Source organism: Nitratireductor luteus (assembly GCF_026162365.1).
In the GTDB taxonomy this organism is placed as follows: domain Bacteria; phylum Pseudomonadota; class Alphaproteobacteria; order Rhizobiales; family Rhizobiaceae; genus Chelativorans; species Chelativorans luteus.
In genome coordinates, this window is record NZ_JAOANW010000007.1 from 41237 (window position 1) to 65400 (window position 24164).

23 protein-coding genes are annotated in these 24164 nt (G+C 60.6%); 8 read left to right on the forward strand and 15 right to left on the reverse strand.

Annotated elements, in window-relative coordinates:
- Nucleotides 1–27 precede the first annotated feature (27 nt).
- The 4 genes from N1058_RS10955 to N1058_RS10970 all read left to right on the forward strand — a co-directional run bounded on the left by N1058_RS10955 (nucleotide 28) and on the right by N1058_RS10970 (nucleotide 3885).
- Nucleotides 28–789, forward strand: a complete 762-nt coding sequence (locus tag N1058_RS10955) for a rhomboid family intramembrane serine protease (RefSeq protein WP_265517569.1) — start codon at nucleotides 28–30, stop codon at nucleotides 787–789.
- 221 nt (nucleotides 790–1010) lie between these two features.
- Entirely contained in the window at nucleotides 1011–1760 is a 750-nt protein-coding gene (locus N1058_RS10960; RefSeq protein ID WP_265517570.1) for an electron transfer flavoprotein subunit beta/FixA family protein, read from the forward strand.
- Nucleotides 1761–1784: 24 nt separating this feature from the next.
- Nucleotides 1785–2714 (forward strand): electron transfer flavoprotein subunit alpha/FixB family protein, encoded by a 930-nt coding sequence (locus N1058_RS10965; protein ID WP_265517571.1) that lies wholly within the window; start codon nucleotides 1785–1787, stop codon nucleotides 2712–2714.
- Nucleotides 2715–3003: 289 nt separating this feature from the next.
- On the forward strand, nucleotides 3004–3885 hold the full coding sequence (locus tag N1058_RS10970; protein WP_265517572.1) for a 3-hydroxybutyryl-CoA dehydrogenase: 882 nt from the start codon (nucleotides 3004–3006) through the stop codon (nucleotides 3883–3885).
- A 7-nt stretch (nucleotides 3886–3892) separates the two neighbouring features.
- Here the strand turns inward: N1058_RS10970 and N1058_RS10975 are convergent, their stop codons facing one another.
- From N1058_RS10975 to tlpA, 4 genes are all read right to left on the reverse strand, one after another.
- Complete coding sequence (locus tag N1058_RS10975) at nucleotides 3893–4687, reverse strand: GGDEF domain-containing protein (RefSeq protein ID WP_265517573.1); 795 nt, start codon at nucleotides 4685–4687, stop codon at nucleotides 3893–3895.
- Nucleotides 4688–4759: 72 nt separating this feature from the next.
- Nucleotides 4760–7030, reverse strand: a complete 2271-nt coding sequence (locus tag N1058_RS10980; protein WP_265517574.1) for an acyl-CoA dehydrogenase — start codon at nucleotides 7028–7030, stop codon at nucleotides 4760–4762.
- Nucleotides 7031–7179: 149 nt separating this feature from the next.
- On the reverse strand, nucleotides 7180–7548 hold the full coding sequence (locus tag N1058_RS10985; RefSeq protein WP_265517575.1) for an MliC family protein: 369 nt from the start codon (nucleotides 7546–7548) through the stop codon (nucleotides 7180–7182).
- 62 nt (nucleotides 7549–7610) lie between these two features.
- Nucleotides 7611–8273 carry a thiol:disulfide interchange protein TlpA gene (gene tlpA, locus N1058_RS10990; RefSeq protein ID WP_265517576.1) on the reverse strand — a complete coding sequence of 221 codons (663 nt, stop codon included), beginning with the start codon at nucleotides 8271–8273 and terminating at the stop codon, nucleotides 7611–7613.
- Between the two features lie 28 nt (nucleotides 8274–8301).
- Here tlpA and argH point away from each other — a divergent pair, with 28 nt between their 5' ends.
- The 3 genes from argH to lysA are packed head-to-tail and all read left to right on the forward strand — an operon-like array spanning nucleotide 8302 to nucleotide 11259.
- Nucleotides 8302–9723 (forward strand): argininosuccinate lyase, encoded by a 1422-nt coding sequence (argH, locus tag N1058_RS10995; protein ID WP_265517577.1) that lies wholly within the window; start codon nucleotides 8302–8304, stop codon nucleotides 9721–9723.
- Between the two features lie 38 nt (nucleotides 9724–9761).
- Entirely contained in the window at nucleotides 9762–9965 is a 204-nt protein-coding gene (gene lptM / locus N1058_RS11000; RefSeq protein ID WP_265517578.1) for an LPS translocon maturation chaperone LptM, read from the forward strand.
- Nucleotides 9966–9993: 28 nt separating this feature from the next.
- Nucleotides 9994–11259: a diaminopimelate decarboxylase gene (lysA, locus tag N1058_RS11005; RefSeq protein ID WP_265517579.1), complete on the forward strand. Its 1266-nt coding sequence runs from the start codon at nucleotides 9994–9996 to the stop codon at nucleotides 11257–11259.
- A gap of 43 nt (nucleotides 11260–11302) precedes the next feature.
- On the opposite strand, the gene N1058_RS11010 is transcribed toward lysA, so the two are convergent.
- The 11 genes from N1058_RS11010 to N1058_RS11060 all read right to left on the reverse strand — a co-directional run bounded on the left by N1058_RS11010 (nucleotide 11303) and on the right by N1058_RS11060 (nucleotide 23602).
- A complete protein-coding gene (locus tag N1058_RS11010; protein ID WP_265517580.1) occupies nucleotides 11303–12484 on the reverse strand; it encodes an OpgC family protein in 1182 nt (393 codons plus the stop codon).
- Nucleotides 12481–14286 carry a glucans biosynthesis glucosyltransferase MdoH gene (gene mdoH, locus N1058_RS11015; RefSeq protein WP_265517581.1) on the reverse strand — a complete coding sequence of 602 codons (1806 nt, stop codon included), beginning with the start codon at nucleotides 14284–14286 and terminating at the stop codon, nucleotides 12481–12483. Before mdoH ends, N1058_RS11010 begins: the two co-directional genes overlap by 4 nt.
- Before the next feature lie 23 nt (nucleotides 14287–14309).
- Nucleotides 14310–14462 carry a hypothetical protein gene (locus tag N1058_RS11020; protein WP_265517582.1) on the reverse strand — a complete coding sequence of 51 codons (153 nt, stop codon included), beginning with the start codon at nucleotides 14460–14462 and terminating at the stop codon, nucleotides 14310–14312.
- Nucleotides 14455–15993: an OpgD/OpgG family glucan biosynthesis protein gene (locus N1058_RS11025; protein ID WP_265517583.1), complete on the reverse strand. Its 1539-nt coding sequence runs from the start codon at nucleotides 15991–15993 to the stop codon at nucleotides 14455–14457. The genes N1058_RS11020 and N1058_RS11025 overlap by 8 nt, the downstream gene beginning before the upstream one ends.
- A gap of 743 nt (nucleotides 15994–16736) precedes the next feature.
- A complete protein-coding gene (locus tag N1058_RS11030; RefSeq protein WP_265517584.1) occupies nucleotides 16737–17465 on the reverse strand; it encodes an Abi-alpha family protein in 729 nt (242 codons plus the stop codon).
- A 68-nt stretch (nucleotides 17466–17533) separates the two neighbouring features.
- The gene (locus N1058_RS11035) at nucleotides 17534–18280 is read right to left on the reverse strand and encodes a hypothetical protein (protein ID WP_265517585.1); all 747 of its coding nucleotides are present in this window, start codon (nucleotides 18278–18280) and stop codon (nucleotides 17534–17536) included.
- A 388-nt stretch (nucleotides 18281–18668) separates the two neighbouring features.
- Nucleotides 18669–19928, reverse strand: coding sequence for a tyrosine-type recombinase/integrase (locus N1058_RS11040; protein WP_265517586.1), 1260 nt, complete (start codon nucleotides 19926–19928; stop codon nucleotides 18669–18671).
- 176 nt (nucleotides 19929–20104) lie between these two features.
- A complete protein-coding gene (locus N1058_RS11045; protein WP_265517587.1) occupies nucleotides 20105–20833 on the reverse strand; it encodes a hypothetical protein in 729 nt (242 codons plus the stop codon).
- Nucleotides 20826–21332: a hypothetical protein gene (locus N1058_RS11050; protein WP_265517588.1), complete on the reverse strand. Its 507-nt coding sequence runs from the start codon at nucleotides 21330–21332 to the stop codon at nucleotides 20826–20828. The genes N1058_RS11045 and N1058_RS11050 overlap by 8 nt, the downstream gene beginning before the upstream one ends.
- A gap of 958 nt (nucleotides 21333–22290) precedes the next feature.
- Complete coding sequence (locus N1058_RS11055) at nucleotides 22291–22566, reverse strand: helix-turn-helix domain-containing protein (RefSeq protein WP_265517589.1); 276 nt, start codon at nucleotides 22564–22566, stop codon at nucleotides 22291–22293.
- A gap of 7 nt (nucleotides 22567–22573) precedes the next feature.
- Nucleotides 22574–23602, reverse strand: coding sequence for a phage tail tip lysozyme (locus N1058_RS11060; RefSeq protein WP_265517590.1), 1029 nt, complete (start codon nucleotides 23600–23602; stop codon nucleotides 22574–22576).
- 107 nt (nucleotides 23603–23709) lie between these two features.
- On the opposite strand from N1058_RS11060, the gene N1058_RS11065 reads away from it, so the two are divergent.
- Complete coding sequence (locus N1058_RS11065; RefSeq protein WP_265517591.1) at nucleotides 23710–24126, forward strand: hypothetical protein; 417 nt, start codon at nucleotides 23710–23712, stop codon at nucleotides 24124–24126.
- Nucleotides 24127–24164 lie beyond the last annotated feature (38 nt).

Here is a 24164-nt window from a genome sequence, read left to right on the forward strand (position 1 = left end):
ACCGGCTCGGGGCCGGGGGAGGTCCCGATGTTCATACCGTTGCACGATGCCAACAGCCTCACCCATATCAAGCGCCAATATGTGACGCTGACGATCATAGCGATCAACGTCCTCGTGTGGTTGATGACCTCGGTCGGGGGCACCGACTTCGCGCAGATCGCGGCCATCGGACTCGGCTACATCCCCTCCGTCGCCTACGACATTGCCGTTCTGCCGCCGGAACTGGAGCTCGTTCCGGCGCCCTTCACCTATGTCACCTATTCGTTCCTGCATGCCGATGCCCTCCACCTGGGCGGCAACATGCTTTTTCTCTGGGTGTTCGGCGACAATATCGAGGATGCGCTGGGCCATTTCCGCTTTCTGCTCTTTTATCTCGCCTGCGCGGTCGCCGGCGCGGCCTTCCATGGGATGGTAGTGCCCGATTCCCAAGCCCCGTTGATCGGCGCGTCGGGAGCCGTGGCCGGCATCGTCGCCGCCTATCTGGTGCTGCATCCGCGGGTCAAGGTCTGGGTGCTGGCCTTCGCCCGGATACCGTTGCGTGTCCCCGCCGTCTTCGTCCTGGCACTGTGGATTGCCTACCAGTTCGCCATGTTCGTGCTCGACCGGGAAAACCAGGTCTCCTGGGCAGCCCATATCGGCGGCATCCTTGCCGGCGTCGTGCTCGTCGTCCTCATGCGCCGCCGGGGCGTTCCGCTGTTCGATCGCCAGATCGTCAAGCCGGAAGCGGCCGAACTCGATGCGCCCAGACCGGCCGAAAACACCAGGCCGCCTCCGCATTGGGGGCGCTAATCGATTTTGGCCGCGGCGTTGTCTCCCCCATCTATTGACGTGCGCGTCAGGCCTCTCTACGGTCCCGCCGCTTCCGGCAGAACCTGCGCCGTGGCAGGGTGAACGGGCAGCCGTCGCGGCGATGTCTGCTTTTTCCCCAACCATGTCGGCTTTCGGCTAAAGGTCGGGTCCCATAGCTGTTATCCAGCGCTGTGAAATTTCGTCAGAAAGGGTGAATGCGCATGAAAGTCCTTGTACCGGTAAAGCGGGTCATCGACGCGAATGTGAAGCCGCGCGTAAAGGCGGATGGTTCCGGCGTCGAACTGGCCAACGTCAAGATGGCCATGAACCCGTTCTGCGAGATCGCCGTGGAAGAGGCGATCCGCATGAAGGAGGCCGGCAAGGTCGAGGAAATCGTCGCCGTTTCTATCGGTCCGGAAAAGGCCCAGGAAACGCTGCGCACCGCGCTCGCCATGGGCGCCGACCGTGCCATCCTGGTCAAGACCGACGAGACGGTCGAGCCGCTGGACGTAGCCAAGATCCTCAAGGCCGTGGCCGAGGAGGAGAAGCCCGAACTCGTCATTCTCGGCAAGCAGGCGATCGACGACGACGCGAACCAGACCGGCCAGATGCTGGCCGCCCTGCTCGGCTGGTCCCAGGGCACGTTCGCCTCCAGCGTCGAGTTGTCCGACGGCAAGGCCAAGGTCACGCGCGAAGTCGACGGCGGCCTGCAGGTCGTCGAATTGAAGCTGCCGGCCATCGTCACCACCGATCTGCGTCTCAACCAGCCGCGCTATGCCTCCCTGCCCAACATCATGAAGGCCAAGAAGAAGCCGCTCGACCAGAAGGTGCCCGGTGACTACGGCGTCGAGATCAAGGCGCGCCTCAAGGTTCTGAAGACCGAAGAGCCGGCCGGCCGCAAGGCGGGCATCAAGGTGGGGTCGGTCGCCGAACTGGTCGACAAGCTCAAGAACGAAGCTGGCGTGCTTTGATCGCGCGATAGGAAAGGAACGACAATGGCAATTCTCCTCATCGCAGAACACGACAACCAGTCGCTGTCCGAGCAGACGGCCAAGGCGCTTTCGGCGGCTTCGAAGATCGGCTCAGACATCGATATCCTGGTCGCCGGCAAGGGTGCAAAGCCAGCCGCTGACGCGGCGGCCAAACTCGCCGGCGTTCGCAAGGTGCTCCTCGTCGAAAGCGACGCGCTGACCGAGCGCCTGGCCGAGCCGCTTGCCGCCACGATCGTGGGGCTCGCCGACGGCTACGACACATTCGTCGCGCCCGCCACCACGATGGGCAAGAACGTCATGCCGCGCGTGGCCGCCCTGCTCGACGTCATGCAGGTCTCCGACATCATCGAGGTGATGAACGAGAAAACCTTCAAGCGGCCGACCTATGCCGGCAACGCGATCCAGACCGTGGAATCGGCCGACGCCAAGCGTGTCATCACGGTGCGCACCTCGTCCTTCCAAGCGGCCGGCGAAGGCGGTTCGGCCAGCATCGAAAGCGTAGAGGCCGCCGCCGATCCCGCCCTCTCCTCCTTCATCGAGAACAAGATCGAGGAAAGCGACCGCCCGGAACTGACCTCTGCGAGGATTATCATCTCCGGTGGCCGTGCGCTCGGCTCGGCCGAGAAATTCGAGGAAGTCATCCTTCCTGTCGCCGACAAGCTGGGTGCCGCCGTCGGCGCATCGCGCGCCGCCGTGGACGCCGGCTATGCGCCGAACGACTGGCAGGTGGGACAGACCGGCAAGGTCGTCGCCCCCGACCTCTATATTGCCTGCGGCATCTCCGGCGCCATCCAGCATCTGGCCGGCATGAAGGATTCCAAGGTCATCGTCGCCATCAACAAGGACGAGGAAGCGCCGATCTTCCAGGTCGCCGATTACGGCCTCGTTGCCGACCTGTTCGACGCGCTGCCCGAGCTTGAGAAAGCGCTTTAGAGCGCCGTGCGATTATTCGGACGCACCAAGGACGCTCTAACAGTTTGAATCTACGCATCGTGCTCTCCGAAGATCGATTCCGATTTTCGGGCCGATGCTGTAGCCGGCAGCTGCTTGGTTCGTGCCGGACGCACGCAAAATGTCGAAAGGGGGCGGCTGGTCCGCTCCGCTTTCTTTTTCCGCACTTACGCGGATATCAGGTGATTCCACCGGGCTGTAAAATGTTATAGTTTGCGCTGCAACAACAATCATGCATGGGCGGTTTAGGCCCTGCGATGGGATCGGTGAGATGACGGGCAAGATTGAGACGGTCGGGATTGTAGGCGCCGGCCAGATGGGCAGCGGCATTGCACATGTGGCGGCGCAGGCCGGCTACAAGGTCAAACTCTACGATATTTCCGAGGACCGGATCGAGGCCGGCATTGCCACGATCAGCGGCAACATGGCCCGCCAGGTGTCTTCAGGCAAGATGGAAGACAAGCTCAGGCAGGAATCCCTTGCCCGCATCACGCCCGCTACCAGGCTCGACGATCTGACCGACGTCGATCTCGTCATCGAAGCCGCCACGGAAGACGAGACGGTCAAGCGCAAGATTTTCAGCCAGCTCTGCCCGCTTCTCAATCCCGAAGCGCTGATCGCCTCGAACACCTCGTCCCTCTCCATCACCCGGCTGGCCGCGCAGACGGATCGGGCCGAGCGTTTCATCGGCATCCACTTCATGAACCCGGTGCCGGTGATGAAGCTGGTGGAACTGGTGCGCGGCATCGCCACCGAAGATACGACCTTCGAGACCGCGCGCGGCTTCGTCGAAAGCCTCGACAAGACGATTACCGTTGCCGAGGATTTTCCCGCCTTCATCGTCAACCGCATCCTGCTGCCGATGATCAACGAGGCCATCTACACGCTTTATGAGGGCGTGGGCTCGGTCGACGCTATCGACACGGCCATGAAACTCGGCGCCAACCATCCAATGGGCCCGTTGCAACTTGCCGATTTCATCGGCCTCGACACCTGCCTGTCGATCATGCAGGTGCTCTATGAAGGCCTGGCCGATTCCAAGTACCGCCCGTGCCCGCTGCTGGTGAAATATGTGGAAGCCGGCTGGCTGGGCCGCAAGACCGGCCGAGGCTTCTACGACTATCGGGAAGACCCGCCGGTGCCCACCCGGTAGAACGGTATCAATGCATCAATGCGATCGGCTGAGGAGCCTCGCCGAGCGCACCGAATACCACACAGTTCCGGCCCGCGTTCTTGGCTTCGTAAAGGCGCTCGTCCGCCACACGAAACAGTTCGCTGAATCCCGTCTTCCGGTCGAACGCGGCGCAGCCTACGCTCACCGACAACCTGCACTCTTTGCTGCGCGGCACGAACGCCACGTCACTGACCGCATGGCGAATGCGCTCGGCAACGCTGGCCGCCGCTCGCTCGGTCGCACCCGGCAGGAAGACCCCGAACTCTTCCCCACCCAGACGCCCCACCAGGTCGTCCTTGCGCACCACTGACTGGATTGCGTCCGCAATCGCCTTCAGGGCGACATCGCCTTCATGATGGCCAAAACGGTCGTTGATCTTCTTGAAATGATCCGCGTCGATAACGAGCAGTGCCCCGCTCGGTGAAGCACTCTCATCGCCGCGATGCGTGAGCCAATCTTCCACGCGCTTGGAAAACGCGCCGCGGTTGAGGCACTTCGTCAGGAAATCGATGGCGGCGGCATCTGCCAGCTTGTAGTTGGCGATGACGAGCTCGCGCAGCTTCAAGGTAAGGTAGAAGAAGAGCGGCCCCGCCAGGATTATCGGGATGACAACGGCCGAAAGAAGCGCGCGTATCAGAACCTCTTCGCCATAAGCACGGAAAAACATGACATTGATGACGATGGCAACGCCGACACAACCGGCCGTACCGATTATCGTCCAACTCGCCAGCTTCCACCGGCCCTTATTGGACATGCCGCGCAACGTCGCCAACAGTCCCATGCCCGCCCCCTCAGTATTATCGTTCAGGATAGGCCACCATCTATGAAGATCGGGTTACTTTTGACGATTTTTCTATTCGGCCGCCTGTCGCCGCGACTTGCTGGCCACCGGTCTGTGTTGGCTGGCGATGGGCGAGATCTCGTCCATGGGAAACGCGTCCACTGCGACGACCCGCTGAACCGCCTCGCGCGCCTGCGCCAGATGATCGAACTCAGCCGCCGTGATCAGGCCCTTCCGACGGGCTTCCTCCGCATCGTGCTCGTCTCCATGGCGCATCTTCTTTTCGATCGGCGCAATTTCCGCAACCAGCCGGAACGCCTCCTCGAGATCCTTGATCGGATGCTCCTTATGCCCTTCGCCGAGATAAAGGTCCGGCGTCAGCCGGTCCCGTTGGGTCGAGGGCCGGGTGATGATGCCGGCTAGCCTGGAAATCAGCCGGTCGGATGGAGCGGGATCCGGCACGCCCATGGGAAAGGCCACGATCCGCGTCAGCCACGCCGCCCACCGCGCCGGAAGATTGTCGAGAACGCCGCGGAAGGCGCGCCCGATGCGGCTTTCGCCCTCCAGCATGAGGTAATCCACGATCGGCCGGTCGTCGGCCTGGCGCCCCTCCGTCTCGAACCGCTTGAGAACCGCTGCCAGCAGATAGAGTTCGGCCAATATGTCGCCCAGTCGGGCCGAGATCAGTTCCTTCCGCTTCAACGAGCCGCCGAGCGTCATCAAAGCCAGGTCGGCAACGAGTGCGAAGGCGCTTGAGTAGCGCGACAGCCGCTTCCAGTGCCGGGGCATGGCAGCATCCCCGGGCGCCGGTCCCACATGTCCTCCCGACCAGCCGCGAACGAAGGCGCGACCCGTGTTCTTGAATGCGTGGCCGATATGCTTCCAGAACGCCTTGTCGAAGGCATCGAGCCCGCGCTCCTTGTCCTCGTCCGAAAGAGCGAGCAATTCCTCCAGCATATAGGGATGCGATCGGATGGCGCCCTGGCCGAAGATCATCAGGTTGCGGGTGAGGATATTCGCGCCCTCGACCGTAATGCCGATCGGCACCGAACGGTAGGCGCTGCCCATATAGTTGCGGGGACCGTCTATGATCGCCTTGCCGCCGTGGATGTCCATCGCGTGCTCGACGGAGCGGCGCATGCGCTCGGTCGCATGATATTTCATGATCGCCGAGATCACCGAAGGCTTGTGCCCCTCGTCCAGCGCGGCCAGCGTCACCCGCCGGGCGGCGTCGATGAGATAGGCGTTGCCAACGATCTCGGCCAATGGCTCCTGAATGCCCTCGAACATGGCAATGGGAACGTTGAACTGCGTTCGCACACGCGCATAGGCCCCGGTTGCGCGCGCACACATCGCCGCAGAGGCGGCGGACTGGGAAGGAAGAGAGATGCTGCGGCCGGCCGCCAACGCCGTCATAAGCATCGTCCAGCCCTGGCCGATCTGCTTCTCGCCGCCCAGTATCCGCTCCAGCGGGATGAAAACATCCTTACCGTAGAGCGGGCCGTTCTGGAAAAAAGTGAACTGCGGGATATGCCGCTCGCCGTAGCTGACGCCGGGCGTATCGGTCGGCAGCAGCGCCACCGTTATGCCCAGGTCTTCGCCGCGCCCCAGATGGTTCTCCGGGTCGTGCATCTTGAAAGCCAACCCCATCACAGTGGCGACAGGCCCCAGCGTGATATAGCGCTTGTGGAAGTTGAGGCGCACGCCGAGCGTCTTCTTGCCCTTCCATGTGCCGTATTCGACGACGCCGGAATCGGTCATCGCCGCGGCGTCCGAGCCGGCATCCGGCGAAGTCAGGCCAAAGCAGGGAATATCGCGACCGTCGGCCAGCCGTGGCAGCCAATAATCGCGCTGCTCGTCCGTGCCGAAATGCATCAGCAGTTCGCCAGGCCCGAGCGAGTTCGGCACCATCACGGTGACGCCCGCAACCACGCTGGCGGAGGAGACCATGCGAACGACTTCGGAATGGGCCGTATTGGAAAAGCCGAGCCCGCCATATTCCTTGGGGATGATCATGCCGAAGAATTTTTTCTTGCGCATGAAATCCCAGACGGCCTTGGGTAAATCCCGGTCCACCCAGTTGAGCTTCCAGTCGTCGACCATGGCGCACAGCTCGCGCACCGGCCCGTTCAGAAAAGCCTGCTCCTCGTCCGAAAGCGTGGCGGGGGGCATGGCAAGAAACTCGTTCCAGTCGGGATTGCCGGTGAAAAGCGCGCCGTCCCACCACACGGACCCCGCATTGATCGCTTCCCGCTCCGTCTCCGAAATGGGCGGCATGATGCGCGAGGCCCATCTGAATATGGGCTTCGTCATCCTGTTGCGTCGAAACTCTGTGAAGCCCACCTGCTGCCTCCGTTTGGCTGTGCCCTGCCCGTGCAAGTTGTACGACGCGCGCGACCGCAATGATCTTCCGATCCAGCGCTACGCGGGATTACCTTCAATATAACAGGAATGCGTCGGCAGACGACAGGGTTCCGGGTACGAGTCGATCCTCAGCCGGGGATCTCCTTGCATTCGGCCCGCGGTGGCGCATCCTCGCCGGCCGTCAGGTCGAAAAGGGAGGCGGATTTGCCCTCGACCCACCAGATGAAGGCATCGCCCGCATAGCGGGCGCCAGAGGCCGATATCACGTTCGATGCAACGACGGGCTGGCCGTCGATCTCGAATACAGCCAGCGAAACCGGCCCAGCATTGACGTAGTCGACGGACATTTCGAACGTGCCGCAATCGTAATCGACGCGGATCTCCTCGACTTCTTGTTCGCCTGGCAGCACCAAATTGACCTCGCTCGCATGTCCGCTTGCGACCGCGCCCGCAAAAAGTGCAATGCCGACCGCTGAAATTGCTACAGATCGAAACACAGGTGGCCTCCGTCAACGGCGAAAAGTGATATTCGCATGCAGCGCCCCGTGCGAGGCGTGCATCAGCCTTCTGGCGGGGCCATTGCCGCCTCGATCAGCCTCTCCGCGTCCGCGCTGTCCCACTCCGCCGGCCCATTCATGTGCGCGAGCAGGTTCCCCTCGTCGTCGATAAGCAGGGTGACGGGCAGGCCGAGCGCCAGCCCGCGGGATTTGAGGTCGTTGAAAATCTTCATCTTGTTGTCGCGGTAGTAGGCAAGTGCTGTGATGTTCGTCTCTTCCAGAAACCGCTTCGGCTTGGTGTCGTCGCCGAGATCGACATTGACGGCCACGACCTCGAACGCATCGGAGCCCATCTTTCGCTGAAGCGCGTCGAGCGCCGGCATCTCCTCGCGGCAGGGCGTGCACCACGTAGCCCAGAGATTGATGAGGATTGTCTTGCCGCCGAAATCCGCCACAGTCATCTGCTGACCGTCGGGACCGTTGAAGGCAAGGTCGGTAAGCGGACGCGGCGGATCGGCCGGCAACATGGCCGCGACATCGCCTTTTATATGAGGATCGATCGCCGCGACCTTCGCCGATGTGGCTGCGCTGACATTTGCCGGCGCGCCGTTGTTGCCATCGGCGGTGCCCATGACGTATACGGCAATCGCTCCGGCAACGATGCCTGCGACCGCGGCAATTGCGGCCATGCGAAACGCCGGCTTGGTCAATTTCTTGTTCGGCATAAAATCACTCCAGGACCCGGTTATCACGATGAGCGAAGACAAAGCCAGCAACCGCATGTGGGGCGGACGTTTTGCCTCAGGCCCGGACGCCGTGATGGAAGCCATCAACGCCTCCATCGACTTCGACAGGAAGCTGTATGCGCAGGACATTCGCGGCAGCCTCGCGCATGCGGCCATGCTCTCTGAAACTGGCATAATTCCGGCGGAAGACGAACAGAAGATCGCTCACGGCCTCAACACGATCCTGTCAGAGATCGAAGCCGGCACGTTCGAGTTTTCGGCAAAGCTCGAAGACATCCACATGAATGTCGAGGCCGGCCTGGCCAGACTGATCGGCCCCGCCGCCGGCCGCCTGCACACGGCCCGCTCGCGGAACGATCAGGTGGCGCTTGATTTCCGCCTCTGGGTGAAGGAAGAACTGCAGCGCACCGATGCTGCGCTCGGCCGGCTTCTCGAAGCATTCCTCGCCCGCGCCGAGGAACATGCCGCCACCGTCATGCCCGGCTTCACCCACCTTCAGACTGCGCAGCCCGTCACCTTCGGCCATCACCTCATGGCCTATGTGGAGATGTTCGGCCGCGACCGCTCGCGCGTGCGCGACGCGATCGAGCGTCTCGACGAATGCCCGCTCGGCGCAGCCGCGCTTGCCGGCACCGGCTTTGCCATCGACCGCCACATGACGGCGGAGGCGCTGGGCTTTCGCGAACCCACGCGCAATTCCATCGACACCGTGTCCGACCGTGATTTCGCGCTGGAGTTCCTCTCTGTCGCCGCCATTTGTGCAACGCACCTTTCGCGCCTTGCGGAGGAGATCGTTATCTGGTCGACCCCGCAATTCGACTTCGTGCGGCTCTCCGATGCCTTTTCCACCGGCTCGTCCATCATGCCGCAGAAAAAGAATCCCGATGCCGCCGAACTGATCCGAGCCAAGACCGGCCGCATCAATGGCGATCTCATTGGCCTTTTGACGGTCATGAAGGGCCTTCCGCTCGCCTATTCCAAGGACATGCAGGAAGACAAGGAGAGTGTCTTTGACGCCGCTGAGACGCTGGATCTCATGCTGGCCGCCATGACCGGCATGGTCGGCGATCTCAAGATCAACAGGCAGGCCATGAAGAAGGCCGCCGGCAGCGGCTATTCCACGGCGACGGACCTTGCCGACTGGCTGGTGCGCGAGGCGGGCCTGCCGTTCCGCGAGGCCCATCACGTGACCGGCCGCGCTGTGGCACTTGCGGAGCAGAAGAAATGCGGCCTGGAAAAACTGGTGCTCGAAGAGTTGCAGGCGATCAATCCAGCGATCACCGACGGCGTCTTCTCGGTCCTGTCGGTCTCCAACTCGGTCAAAAGCCGCACTTCCTATGGCGGAACGGCGCCCACGGAAGTGCGCAGGCAGATCCGCAACTGGAAGAAACGCCTGAAACGGGATGCAAGCGCCGCGAAAAGCGGCTAGAAAGCCCCTTCCACAGTCACAGGCCGTACGGACGGAACATGACCGCCAGCAGAATTTGCGCCCTTATCGCCCTCAGCGCCGTGCTTGCGCTTGCCGCCTGCGGCCGCAAGGCCAATCTCGATACGCCCTATGACGCTGCCATCGAGGCCAGGAAACAGGCGGAACGCGACGACAAGCCCCTGCCGCCTGAGCCCGAGAAGCCGGTCGAGGACCGTCCTTTCATTCTCGATGGCCTGATCTAAGGCCTTTTATCCAGCGAAAGCGCCCGACGTGAACCATTTCGAGTATCGTGACGGCATCCTCCACGCCGAGGATGTAGCCCTGCCGGAGATAGCCGCCGCCGTCGGGACTCCCTTCTATTGCTACTCAACGGCAACGCTGACGCGGCACTACCGGGTTTTCGCCGAGGCTCTGTCGGGGCTGGACGCGCTCATCTGCTACGCCATGAAGGCCAATTCCAACCAGGCGGTCCTGAAGACCCTCGCCAATCTCGGCGCCGGCGCCGACGTGGTTTCGGAAGGCGAGTTGCGGCGAGCGCTGGCGGCGGGCATTCCCGGCGACAAGATTCTCTTCTCAGGTGTCGGCAAGACGCCCCGCGAAATGGATTTCGCGCTGGAAGCGGACATCTTGTGCTTCAACGTGGAATCCTTGCCGGAACTGGAAATGCTGTCGCAGCGCGCTACGGCGCTCGGCCATACCGCATCCGTTTCGCTGCGCATCAACCCGGATGTCGACGCCCGGACCCACAAGAAGATTTCCACCGGCAAATCCGAAAACAAGTTCGGCATTCCGTGGAAGGACGCAAGGGCCGCCTACGAACGGGCCGCCGGCCTGCCGGGGCTGCGTGTCACCGGCATCGACATGCATATCGGCAGTCAGATCACCGAGTTGCAGCCTTTCGACGATGCATTCGCGTTGCTGACCGATCTGACCGAGACGCTGCGCGCCGACGGCCACGCAATAGAGCATGTCGATCTTGGCGGAGGCCTCGGCGTGCCTTATCAGGAAGACAATCTCCCGCCGCCGCTGCCGGATGCTTATGCCCAGGTCGTGCATAAGCACGTGAAGCGGCTCGGCCTGAAGGTGATCTTCGAACCTGGTCGGCTGATCGCGGCCAATGCCGGCATTCTCGTGAGCGAGGTCATCTACGTAAAGGAAGGCGACGCCCGGAACTTCGTCGTCGTCGACGCAGCGATGAACGACCTCATCAGACCCACGCTTTACGAGGCCTATCACGCCGTCAGGCCGGTCGCCGAGCCGGCTCCCGACGCCAGGCGGATGAAGGCGGATGTCGTCGGCCCCGTCTGCGAGACGGGCGACTTCCTTGCGCAGGACCGCGACCTTCCAGCGGTCAAGGCCGGCGATCTCATCGCCATCGGCACGGCGGGCGCCTACGGGGCCGTGCTGGCCAGCACCTACAATTCTCGCCTGCTCGTACCGGAAGTCCTCGTCGATGGCGACCGCTACCACGTGGTCCGCCCGCGCCCCAGCTACCAAGACCTGATCGGCCTCGATTCCCTGCCTGACTGGCTCTGACGGAACATGATCCCGAAAAGTGGATACCGGTCTTCGGAAAGGATCACGATCCAGAGGTGTATGCCTGCACCAGCGACGGGCTGGAACGGGTAGCGGCTTCTCCGGCGATCTTCCGCTTCCGGGACTTCTTCTCCGAGATCGCGGAGAGGAACAGCGCCACGCAATATTGCAGGAGGATGCCTGACAGAAGCAGCGCGCCGTCTTGCAGCACGGTCGTCTCATACCTTGTGCGGAATACCTGCAGCACAATAGACAGCACCGAACCGGTGACGAACACCGCCAGCCCGTTTTGCCCCATCAGCGCAATGGGCGCGAAAGCCCGCCGCGACAGAAACGCGCCCATCCCCGCGATATTCGTCGCCACATAGGCCAACGCCAAGGCATGAACCAAACGCGGCAGCGACAGGAATGTCTTATCGGAGCCGGCGATGTAAAAAGGCAGGATCGAGCTGCCCGGAAACGCGCCCATGCTCAGCTTCGCCCATAGGAGCGAAAACAGCAAGAATGCGCTGGCGCCCCAGAACAGCCCTGGATGGAAGGGAACGAACTTCCTCCCTTCCAGCGCCGCCAAACCGCCGGCAATGCCCACCGCATAGATGAACTGCCAGGCGAAAGGATTGAAGAACCAGCCTCCCGGATTGGGGAAATTGGGCAGGTTGATGCGGAAATGCGCCGCCAGGAGCCAGACCAGCGCGGCGCAGCCGACCATCGCCCAACGGTTCAGCAGTCCGATCATGATATAGACCGGCGAGACGAGAAGCAGCACGAAATAGAGCGGCAGAATGTTGAAATAGCCAAGTTGGTGCCCAAGCGCCGGCAGGCCGATCATTGCCGACAGGGGGCGGTCGAGCAGTCGTGCGAAATTGACCCTCTCCACCATCTCGATAGCATTGAGATAAAGGATGCCCCAGGCGATAATCGCGATGGCGATCATCGTGGTGACGACGTGCGCAACATAGAGCGTGCAGGCTCGCCGCCAGACGCGAAGCACGGCTTGCCCCATATCGCCTGTCTTGAAGCCGCGCGAATAGGCAAGGCCGACGGCAATGCCCGACATCAACACGAAAGCCTCTGCCGCATCCGAGAAGCCGAAATTGCGCGAGGTCAGGTGCTCGAAGGCGTTGCCCGGCACGTGATTGATGAAGATCGTTATGAGCGTGAGCCCGCGAAATACGTCCAGCCGCACATCACGCTCGCCGGAGCCCGGGATGAAGGGTGTGCTCATTTGAGGTGTCCTTCACCTGCCGGCGATCCGACATGCGCGGCCGGCGGCCCTTCACCCGTCACGGGCAACGGCGACGCCCGCCAATGCCGCAGCAGACCTTCCTGCATCGTCACGGCTAGCGGGACCGTCCGCTCTTCGGCAGTCGCGAACACGCCAAAGCGACGGCCGAGCGCGGTGCCCGAGAACGAAGTCCAGGAGATGAGCAAGGGTGCAACAAGCTGCGGACCGGCCACCAGCATCACCCATGGCAGGAAATCGGGAGCAAGCCGATAGGCCGCCCCGATGGTGATGGAGCCGATCGCTACGATCCACCAGCTTGCCGACCAGGCCTCCGAAAGGCTGACGCGGCCCGCTTCGCGATTGGCCGCCGGCCACCCGCCATCCGCGCCGGAGATCACTTCGGCGACCGAACGCGTCTGGAACAGCATCATCAGCGGCGCCAGGATGCTGGTGCAAAGGATCTCGCAGAACACGCCGACGAGACATCGCAGCGTCCCGCCGAACTGCCGGTTGCGGCCGCTCAACGCGCCATCCAGCACGATCAGGAGCTTTGGGCCGATCAGAAGGCCGAGTACGCCGCTGAGCAACGCCAGCGCGTTTTCCTGCGCGACACGCGGAAACACCGGCAGAAGGCCGGGCACCGGAAAATAGTCGGGGATCACCTGCATGGCCGGAGCCACAATGCTGGCAACCAGGAACAGCGCCCACAGCGGTGCAGCAACATAGGCTATGATGCCCTGCAGGAAGACGAAGCGGCTCCACAGCTTCAGCCCCGGCGCGGCGATCAGCCGGCTATGCTGCAGGTTGCCCTGGCACCAGCGCCGGTCACGTTTGGCGTAATCCACCAGATTGTCCGGACCTTCTTCGTAGGAGCCGCCGATATCGGGGTCGATCCGCACCTTCCAGCCATTACGGGCGAGCAGCGCCGCCTCGACATAGTCGTGGCTCAGAATATGCCCGCCAAAGGGCGGCTTGCCGGGCAGTTCCGGCAGGCCGCAGCTCTGCGCGAAGGCCCGCGTACGCGTGATTGCGTTATGGCCCCAGAATGGCCCCTCGCTACCCTGCAGCGTGGCCACCCCGCCGGCATAGATCGGTGAGTAATACGAGGCGGAAAACTGTATAGCTCGGCCGAAGAGGGAGCGCGCATGGATCACTTTTGGCAGCGTCTGCAGCAGCCCCAGCTCCGGATCGGCCTCCATGCGCCGCACCATCTGCATCATGGCCGCGCCTTCCATCAGGCTGTCGGCATCGAGGATGATCAGATAGTCGTAGAGCGCGCCGGAAGTGCGGATGAAATCTCCGATATTGCCAGCCTTTTTGCCTGGGTTGGTCGGGCGGCGGCGATAAAAGACGGGGAAGTCGGGCCCGATCTCCTGCCGCAGGCGGCCAAACCAGAATTCCTCTTCCTGCACGATACGGTCGCTGTTGCTGTCGGACAGGATGGCGAAGTGAAACCGCCCTGCCCCACCCGCCTCGCGCAGCGAACGCGCCATGGCCGCAACGTGGGAAAAGCTCTTGGCGGGCTCCTCGTTGTAGATGGGTACCAGGATGGCCGTCATCGCCCCGGCCGCCGGGCCGGCATGGGCGTCCTCCCACCCGTCGCGACGTCGGCTCAGAAGGCCGTTCAGGGCCAACGCCGCGCCCCAGGCGAGCCAAGCCGTGCTCACGGCCAACAGGGCGATGCGAACCAGATCGATCCACTGCACCCCGTCGGTAAAGAAATAGCCCGCCGCCAGCGCGCTGGCGATGGCCGCCATCGCGACTGCGAAAAGCGTGGAGGCTATCCGCCTGAGCTTCACCATCCAGGAAATCCCGGCGCCACCGCCTATCTCCACGCCAGCCAGCTGATCAGGGGCCGGAACAGCACGATGCGCCGCGAACGGGTCAAGACCTGCTCGGGCATCGTCAGCGGCGCGGAAGGCAGCCGGCCCGCTTCCATGAGGCCGGCACTGCGTGACGCCTTCTCGAACTCAGCCATCATCGCCTCTTCTCCATTGATATACCCATGTTTCCGAAAGCAGGCGGTCGCCTGAATTCAGCTTTGCACTCAACTCCACGGGTTCGGCGCCCTCTGGAAGCAGGTCGAGCACCAGGCGCCAGGCGCCGTTGGCCTCTACCCGCGATACCGTCTGATGGATGATCTCCGCCCGGTTGACCGAAACTGCCGCTTCAACGCCCTCGTCAGCGGGAAGGTCTCTCAACACCTCCCCTTCGAAATCGATCACGAACTTGCGCATGTTCGTGTCGTTCTCGACTCCGGAGACGCCGCCCATCCCCGTACGCAGCGCCGTGACGCGGGCGAGCTGCTTGCCCGGTTCATCGAGCGAGCCCCAGGTCAGCCGGTACCGGAACTCCAGTGCTTCGCCGGCCTTGACCTCGCCCGCGGGAACCCAGAAAGCCACGATGTTGTCGTTGACCTCGAGTTCGGTGGGTATCTCGACAAGGTTGATCCAGCCGTCACCCCAGTCATCCATCGGCTCCACCAGCAGCGATGGCCGCCGTTCATAGCCGGCGCCGGCGTCCTGATACTGCTCAAAATCGCGGTCTCGCTGATAAAGTCCGAAGGCCCGGGGGCTGGCCTCGGCGAAGAACGAGTTGGCAAGTTCGCGGGGATTGTTGAGGTTGCGCCAAAGCTCCTCGCCACTCGCCCTCACGATCTTCAGCCCGTCGCTGTCGTGCACCTGGCCCCGATAATCGTCAAAGGCATGGTCGTTGTTTTCGGCGAAAAGGAACATTGAGGTCATCGGGGCGATGCCCAGCCGCTGGATCGCGGCGCGCGTGTAAAGGCGCGCCGTGACGTCCACTTCGGTGTTTTGGCCCGGCCTGATGGTAAAGGCGAAAGCGCCGGTGACGCTCTGGCTGTCGAGCGCGGCGTAGAGCTTGATCTCCCTGGCCGCCTGTTCTGGCTTTTCGATCCAGAACTCGGAGAAGCGGGGGAACTCCTCGCCTTGGGAGGTGGCGGTGTTGATCGCGAGGCCGCGGGCCGAAAGTCCGTAGAGATTATCCCTGCCGAGCGCACGGAAATAGCTTGCTCCTAAAAACGCGACGAGCTCGTCCGCCACATCGGGATTGTTGAGCGGGTAGTGCAGCCGGAAACCTGCCACGCCCGGCAGTTCCATCCCTTCAAAGGCCTTGGGATCGAGCGGCTTGTGATACACGAAACGGTCGCTATTGATGTCAAGCGGCGACGCCCTTCCCGCTTCCACGACATTCAGCTTCACCGGCTGCTTGAACAGCCAGCCCGGATGAAACGCCTGCAGTTCGAAAAGAGCCTCATCCCGCCATTCGGCCTGGTCAGGTTTGAAGCGGATGGCGCGGTGCTGATCGTAGCTCAGATCGGCGAGCACATCCGGCAACTGGACCGCAGGCTCTTCATACGCCTGGCTCGCCCGCTCCTTCATCGCCGCACTCAGCCCGTCGAAGGAGAACGGCTGCTCCGCCTCCCCGGCGGCGGCCTGACCGTTCTCCGCACGTACGGATGTGGCCAGGAGAGCGGGCAAGCAGGCCAATGCGCTTGCTCCAGACATAAGAAATGAACGTCGATGCATGAAATTCCTGTTTGTCATGATGGTTCGCGCGAAAAGCGCCTTCGCGTTTCGAAGAACTCCTCCGAGGCGCCACATGCACTCAATGCGGTAACTTGGAAAAGGTTGGGGCAGAGCACCTCAAATTCCACAACGCCTTGTTATAGAAGATGATGCGCTGCGACCGGTGCGTTCGGCGGTTGACCCGCTTCGTTCGCTACTCGCCGTCTAAGGCGGAAAGGCGGCGTGGAACGAAATTTGGTCGCAGCGGGCGCAAACGGCCCTTTCCTCCCCGGACAGGGCAATGGGCGCGCAAGAAACGCAACGCGAAGACATGGTGTCAGGACCGTAAATCAGGGGACGATGAGAAAGCGATTTAGCCTATTTCCGCAGAAAACAAAAAGGGGCCAATAGGTTGGAGCACCATCACAAATGCATGGCAGCCATGCGAATTCACGCGAGGTAACCGAAACACCGAGCCTCGCCATGGGTGGACCCCGCGTCTCGGGGCCGGCATGCAGCTTCAAGACGGTCGAATTCCTCGGGCCTCACGTGGTGCTCCCCCTCCAAGCTTCACCATCGAATGACATTGAGCGTAAGGAAAAGCAATTTGATGCCCGTTTTCCAGCCCGAAAGGGTGAAGTGAGCCGAGCATGCGGAGGGGTGGACGCGCTCCCCATATAGCGCCGAAGGAAGCCCCGGAGCCTGTGGGAATCGGACCCGAATCGTCAGATGGTGCCCTCTGCGAAGTCTGTCGGCCCATAGTCAACTGACCGCTGCAACTGCAATAGGAGCGGCTGCGCTCGAAAATTGCCCAGCGAGACTGTTATTTCCAACTGGCAAGGCTTGCTCCAATTTTCCGGTCCTGACCAGCCAATGCTTCGATCATTGTCGAAGCTAAACAACCCAATCGCCGCAAGTCGCGAGAGGCTTGTCGCGAGGGCGGGCTCGCCAACCGGAAAATCACTGGCCTTGAGCCGGATCGGGTCCTTTCTCGGCTCGGCAAGGTCTTCGTATGAAAGCCGCCGAAGCACCGGCAGGTCCTCCGGCTCAAGATGTTTGATAACTTCTATAAGCTGACGGCTAATACCAATATCGGTCTTTGACGGGTTCATGGCACTTGCGATGTAGGTCGCCCATATGTCTTGGAGACCCTCATCGGACTCGAGAGAAATCGCCTCAAGCAACGACAGGTAATTGCGCTCTCCGATCGGACGGAAGTCTCGATCCACCCCCAATTCCTCAAGACGGTTTCGCGTCTTCACTTCGATGGCTGCGCGGTTGCGGATATAGAGTCCCGCCGCCCAATCCTCAGCGGTCATTGCAAGAAACTTGATCGCCCCGTGAAAGGTACCCGTGAGATAGCTTCCCGCACTTGCTGCGGCTTCGATGCCTTTCTGCCCGAACTTCGCTGTCTCCTGGGCAGCCTTTGCTTCCTCATCACTCAATATCGGCATCACTGCACCCCGCCTGCTTAACAGTTAACTACTCCGAATCCGACCTCCTCGGCAAATAGGACGGGTTGCTAGTCACACTCGATAGTCGCGAGTTCCTTTGGATGCCCGATGAAGAAGGTCTCTCCGACCACATGCCGTTTTTGAGGGTCAGCAACGTCGAGGATTTTCGCCGTGGTCACTAAGTTACGTGCATCCTTCGGAATACCGAACGCGTTCGTCTTCACCTCGCGCGTTTCGCCCGGCTCGATGCCGCCACGGACATCCATCCCGAAGTTCTCATTGACCCATGGCACGCTCCGTTCCTGCGAGCGCACCGTGTAAGCGACATGCACGAACGAAATCGCCCAAGGGAGGCCATTGCTAATCTTCACGGCGATGTAGTCGCTCATGTCGGTGCGCTCGATACGCGCATCCTCGATCTCCAACTTCGCATCGAGGCAGTCGCGGCGAGATGTGTGGTCCTCATCCTTATGAGAAGCCGACGCCAGCAATTCCCGCCCGCGTTTCAAAATCTCTTCTTTGGTCACGCCATCCATGGTGGTGTGTGAGGCCTCGACGGCTGGCCCCATGAATGCCATCAAGGCGAGGCCTTCGGCTCCGGCCGCAGGGGGATAACGAGTAATAATGAGATTGAGGAGACCCTTCTGGAACGCCTCCTTGTCCGGTTCTGGAACGGCGTCGGCCATTGTCTTGACAGATCGAGAAAAGGTCTCCTTCGACGTTCCATCTATTTCCATACTATCGGCCAGAGCTAGGCTGATCCCGAGCAGCGCCCCCGCCGCGAGGGTAATAGCCCTCGTGAGGATATGTCTCATTAATGCCCCCATTTTAAGCCCGTGAGCATTCTGGAGATTTGGGGCAATCAGTCAACTTCGAACTTCGAAAGGGGCGGATGCCACCTATTGGTGACAAACTCAATTTGCGGTGAGTTGAGATGCGGTGCAGGGCGGTTACAGCGTTCGCCGTCAACGAACTTGGTATAAACTTGGTATAAGAGCCGAAATCACAAAAGCAGAGGCCGTTCCGGCGTTTCCGTTGTTTCAATTTCCCTTTAGTTTTCAAGTGCTTGAATGGTGATCCCGGCAGGATTCGAACCTGCGACCCTCAGATTAGGAAGCTTATTGTCGCTTGTCTATTTATCACGTAATTACAGAATCTTAGCGTAAGCAATAGGCCAATATGTGCCGTTTTGTGCCGCCTAAATCACGCCCCCAGCAACGCCCTCTCCGCATTTGCAAGCTCTTCCGCATCATCACCGCGCGGGAACAGATGCCCATAAACGTCCATCGTCATCGTAACGCTGCTGTGGCCTAGCCGATCTTGCACGATCTTCGGATTGAGGCCGAGGCCGCCTTGCTCAGGGCGGTTGATGAGCCACGAGGCATAGAAATGGCGGAGGGAATGGAAGCCCGTATATTTCGCAGTTATCACCGGCTTGCCCTTCTTATCGAGCACCGGCTTTCCGTCGCTATCGAGCTTCGGCAGTGAAACCCCGGCTTTAACCTGCGCAGGCATGAAACCGCGCTTGAGGATGTTGCCGAGATTTTCGACGTTGCCGCTGCCATTGGGAAAGACCAGATGGCTATCCTTGGCCTCTTCGCGAAGGCGTTTGCCGTCCTCATCGACTTCGCCCGTCAGTGGGCGGGGATAGATCAGCTTCCATTCCCGAAGCGTATTCACGACGATCGGCGTAAGCGGGATTGTCCGATGTCCGGCCTTGGATTTGGGCGGGCCGAATTCTCCGAAGCGATCCGCGCGCCGCGTCACGTGGATGCACCTGGCTTCAAGATCAACGTCCGCCCAGCACAAGCCGCGAAGCTCCGATGCACGCATTCCGGTAAATATTGCTGTGAGGAGCAAGGGACGCCAACGGCCTTGCTGCACATCCCCAAGCGCGGCGATCAGAGCCCGGATTTCATCGGGTGTCGGAATGTCCGTGCCGACCCTCAAGGGGGCCTTGTCCCGTCCGCTCGAAGTACGCTCCCGAAGCTTGACGGCATTCTGACTGCAAAGGCCGTGGCGCTGGGCATGGCTCACGATGCTCGAAAGCGAAACCATCACTTTGTTGACCATGGACGGCGAAACGCCCTTCTCACGCAAGCGGTCTTCGAAGTTGGCGACGGCTGGAGCGCCTAGCTTTGTGAGCTTCGTACCGCCGATCAGCGGCTTGATATGTAGGTCTAGGTGCTGGGTGTATTGGAGAAGCGTAGCACGCTCTGCGCCGCGTGCCTTGACGCGCCCTAGCCAGAGATCGCCCGCCTCGGCTACAGTGACTGTCGAGCTTTCAGCGACATGGGTTCCCTGCTGCACTTCGTGCCGGACGGTTGTTTCAAAGCTGTCGGCTTCTTTTTTTGACTTGAAAAGCTTGCGCTGCCGATTGCCCTGCTGATCCACATAGTTGACTTGCCAGCCGGTTTGCAGACCGGTCTTGGTCTTCCATGTGCGCTTTCGAACCGTGGACATTCTTCCTGCTCCCTATCTTAGCCGCATGTGCCGCTCGGCAACTATGTGCCGCCAATTCTGATAGTCTACAGGAGGTTGAGAGAGGTGCCTACTGGGAAAAGTCACCTATATTCCTCATCCGGGGAGTCGTGGACGGGGTATGCCCTGTCAAAGACGCAGGTATCGGCCATATATTCCTAAGCTGAAAATTCCTCGAAGACATTCAGCAGCAACGTTTCAAGGTGACTTGCCACCATATTTGGCCCAACTTTAAGGCTGTTTGGATGACCACAGCCATTTCGCAACTTCAAAGCTTTTAAAAGCTCTTCTTTCCTATTTTTTCCAATGACACCGATGGCTGCAATTCGGTTGAAAAAGTCCTCCTCCTTCATGCGACCAAGGCCATCTTCATCAACCGCATTTTTCCACTTTGCATCCACCTTCTTGGCTTCGGCATTAAAGGCTGCGAGATGGTTGGCGACAACTTGGCGATGGAGCACATCAACAGCAGCTATCCACGACATAACAATGGCGGATCGATACAACTGAGCCTCATGGCATTTGATCGCTTCTTCCGCAAAAGCTCGTGTTGTCGGATTGGTGATTTTCTCCAGGTGAGCGCGTAAATCGGCTGCTACTTGCACAGACGCAGGGCTTAGGTTGGTCACGCCGAGATTCCGCAGATAGCTTTTCCCAGATTCAGTTAATTCCCAGCCATCCGGGACGCGAATTGCAAGGCCCTTACTACCGCCCAAAATTCCTGAGAGATTCCAGCCTCTGGGAATTCTCAGCCCGGCTGTGGCAGCGCGATTGCGAATTTCAGTAAGGTTAGTGGGACTGTCGAACGTTGCTAAGATCAGGAGTAGCTTAACCAAGCGCCCTAAATCACGATGGAGCCACTCCTTCAAGTCATTCGGCTTAAGCAAGTGCGATTTCCAATTTGCTATGCTCATCTGATGTTAGAGAATATTCGTCCGCTCCAATTTGGTTGAACTTGGTTCCCACCAAAGCCTTTAAGGCCTTAGTTAAATTACTGGCCATATTGGCTGAATAATATTTTGTTGCTGCTCTCATCGTCGCCAAAAGCTCCTGGCGTGAGAATGTATCCTTACCGTCCATCAGTTGAAGATAAGCCGCAGCGGCCACGGCGACTTGTGATGCCGTTTTCGCACTTAGCTTGGCCGCAATGCTGTTGACATGCAGTTTGCTTGCATTCGTCGCCTTTGCCGCCGCCGGAGGCGCATCCTCGCTTCCCCCATCCACATCTTCCGCTACGGATGATCCTTCAACTGATGCTAGTGACGGAACGGTAAACAGCGTTTCAATGTGCGAGAACAAGTCCTTGATGTCACTGATTGAAAGTTCAGTCTCGCCCTCATACTCAAATTCTACACGCCCTGCCTTGATGCGAACTTTTGCCGACATTGCCCAATCCCCAATGAATCAATCAAGGAAAGCTACCAGACATCGCTCGACAGTCAATTTTTATGAACGACTGTTATGGGGGAGCTACAGCCCAGCGGCGCAAGTTCCGAGAAGCAATAGCCCGCTCCCTGCTGGCTTAAATTTTCCTCAGATTTGCCGGTGTGCCTCCCCCAGAATAGGGTATGCCGGTGCCACACCCCACCCTTGGTTTGGCTGGCTGCGGGGGATGCGCATAGGGTATGGGGGCGTTGCTCCGGGGCGGGTTGCTCAACGCCAGCAGACGCACCGCGACCGAAGGTCGAGCGGCACATACTCGGCACATGGACAGAAATAGCCTTTGTGGTCAATCCACTAGCCTACGACGCACGGATGCGTAGTCCGCTTGTCAGGCGGGCGGGGATCGTTGCGCAGCGGCGGAGAACGCTAAACCGACCGGTTGATAGTTGCACGGTTGCGCGGGTTTCAGATTTGCGGGCCGGAGCCCGATTTCTCTACCTGTAGTATGTATATATTATATATAATAAGAATAAATACAACCTCTGATATATTTTTAGTTGCATGGTTGCATGACGGTTGCACGGATAGTTGCACAGTCGTGGTCTCACTCCGGCGTGACCGCGTGAGGGCGGGCAGGCTCCCGTGCAACCATGCAACCGTGCAACCATCGGCTTAACTCATTGAAATATATAGCGAATATAGTTGCACGGGCCTCACGCAACTATCAACTTACGGTTGTCAACGATGCCGATGCACAACCTGCAAGCAGACCCTCCGAAAGCATCACCCCGACGAGCGCGCAAACAGACACAACCCAAGCCACGAGGATCGTAGAACGTCCGGCTCTCGGCACATTCTCGGCTTCTCATGCATGTTTCGCATGCGGCTCTTGCGGCTCAGAGCGCTCACACGCAGCCGCGCCGACACATAGCGCCGGTCAGCGTTCAGCCGCTAAGCCCGGTCACGTCGCAGCATTGCGCCAAGTCGGCACCGCAATATCTTCTCGCCGCACCTTCGGCTCGCGGCCCTGCGCATGCATCCGCTCAAGCGCCCACTCTCGGATTAAGTCAGGAGTCGTGAAGCATTGGCCGTCCGGCGCATGACCAACGGGAAGCCCATGCTTCTCAACCCAACGCCTCACAGTCCGTTCGCTGCATCCGAGATACGCGGCAATGCTGCGCATCCCGACAATGAAGTCAGCCGAACCGGCTACCTTGAACTGCTTGCGCTTGGTCATGCGCCGTTCACCCTCTGCCGAACAGGCTGCCCAGCCGGGGAAGCTGCGGGGGCGTGGTGCCTTGGCCCAAGCCCGGAAGCGGCCCGCTCTGGGCCTGCCTCTGGAACACCTGATTAGCCGCAGCGAAGTCAGGCCCGGGCGGAAGCTCTGCCTGCTCACCCGCGCCCGCAGCGAAGCCCATCAGGCCCGCGCTCAGGGCATCCCGGAACGTCTCGCCGCGCGTCTGCCTGTTCGCCCTGCCACGGGGGGTTGTCAGACGGTCCAGCGGCGTCGCACGACCAAGCAGAATATCCCCGCTGCCTGCTCCGCCCGGCTGTGCATTCCCAGCCGCAGCTTGTCCCGCTTGGAGACCTTGCAATGCCCGCTTCGCTGCGGTGCTGTCGCTCGCGTCGAAATCCTCCCCGCCCTTGAGCACTTGCCCCGTAGCAACAAGCTGGTTCCGTGAGAAGTTGCGGCGGTTCTCCCAGCCGTGGATGTCCTGCGGGCGTGTCTGATCGAAGCCTTTCCAGCCCCTTGGTCTCTCAAAGCCGGCCATCGCGAATGCAGCTTGGTCAACATCCTGAGCTTGCATGAGCCGCTTTCCGGCCTCGACCTCGCTATTACGAAGCTCGTGGTCCACGAATAGCAACTGGGTCTCCAGCGCGTTGATGTCCATGCCGCGTTGTTTGGCGAAGCTGCGAAGGTTCGCTTGTCTGTCGCCGCGCCACTGGAACGCACCGAACGCGGTTCCGTTGTCACCGACCGCACGAGGGTTCAACGCGCTCCCACTCTCCTGCATCCCATTACCGACGATGGCAGCCGCAGCATGTGCGGGCCAGCCTAAACCGTGCATGAAAGCCATTGCCCAACTCTGCCTCGCTGCGGGATTGCGGGGAGGTGGGCCTGAGACGCTACGCCCCCGTTGCTCTCCGTCTGGCTGCTGCGCGTTGGCAAGATCGCCCTGCAATCCGCCTGCTGGCTGCTGCTGCGGAGCGCCCGTGGGCTGGGAAAGCTGCTGTTCCTGCGGCGTGAATATCTGCCCGAACTGACCTACCATGTCATGCCTCCTGTGCTCGCCCCGAGAGGCGGATTTATGCCTGTCTTCCTGTGCCGAAATGTGCTACACTTGCCCCGCAAGTCTTTGATAATAGGAAACAAATTTCCATGAAACGTTTGCTGATTGCCCTCGCTTGCTCGGCAAGCTTTGCGGTGCCCGCGATGGCCCAATCTGACGCCGAACTCACGGACGCACTCAGTAACGTTCAACATGAGATGGCGCGCTGCATCGCCTACAACACCATAGTTGCGGGCTGCGTTCGCCCCCAAGACACGGCGTTGGCCGACAAATATGACCAAGTAGCCGAGCACCTGTTGCCGCTCTCGCACCAAGCTGGCTACGTCATCGGCATGTCGCAGGATGCTATCGACTCGCGATTGCTCATGGAGTACGGCGAAATGAAGAGGTTGATCCAGAATAGCTGCACAAACATTAGCAGCCTGATTAGCCGCCATGCGTATCCGTGCAAGCAGGTGACCGAAAACGCCGATAGCGTTCTGCTGGAATACCTTGAGCGACGCTGATGAAAGGAAAAAGCCATGGAAGCCTTCTTCCTCATAGT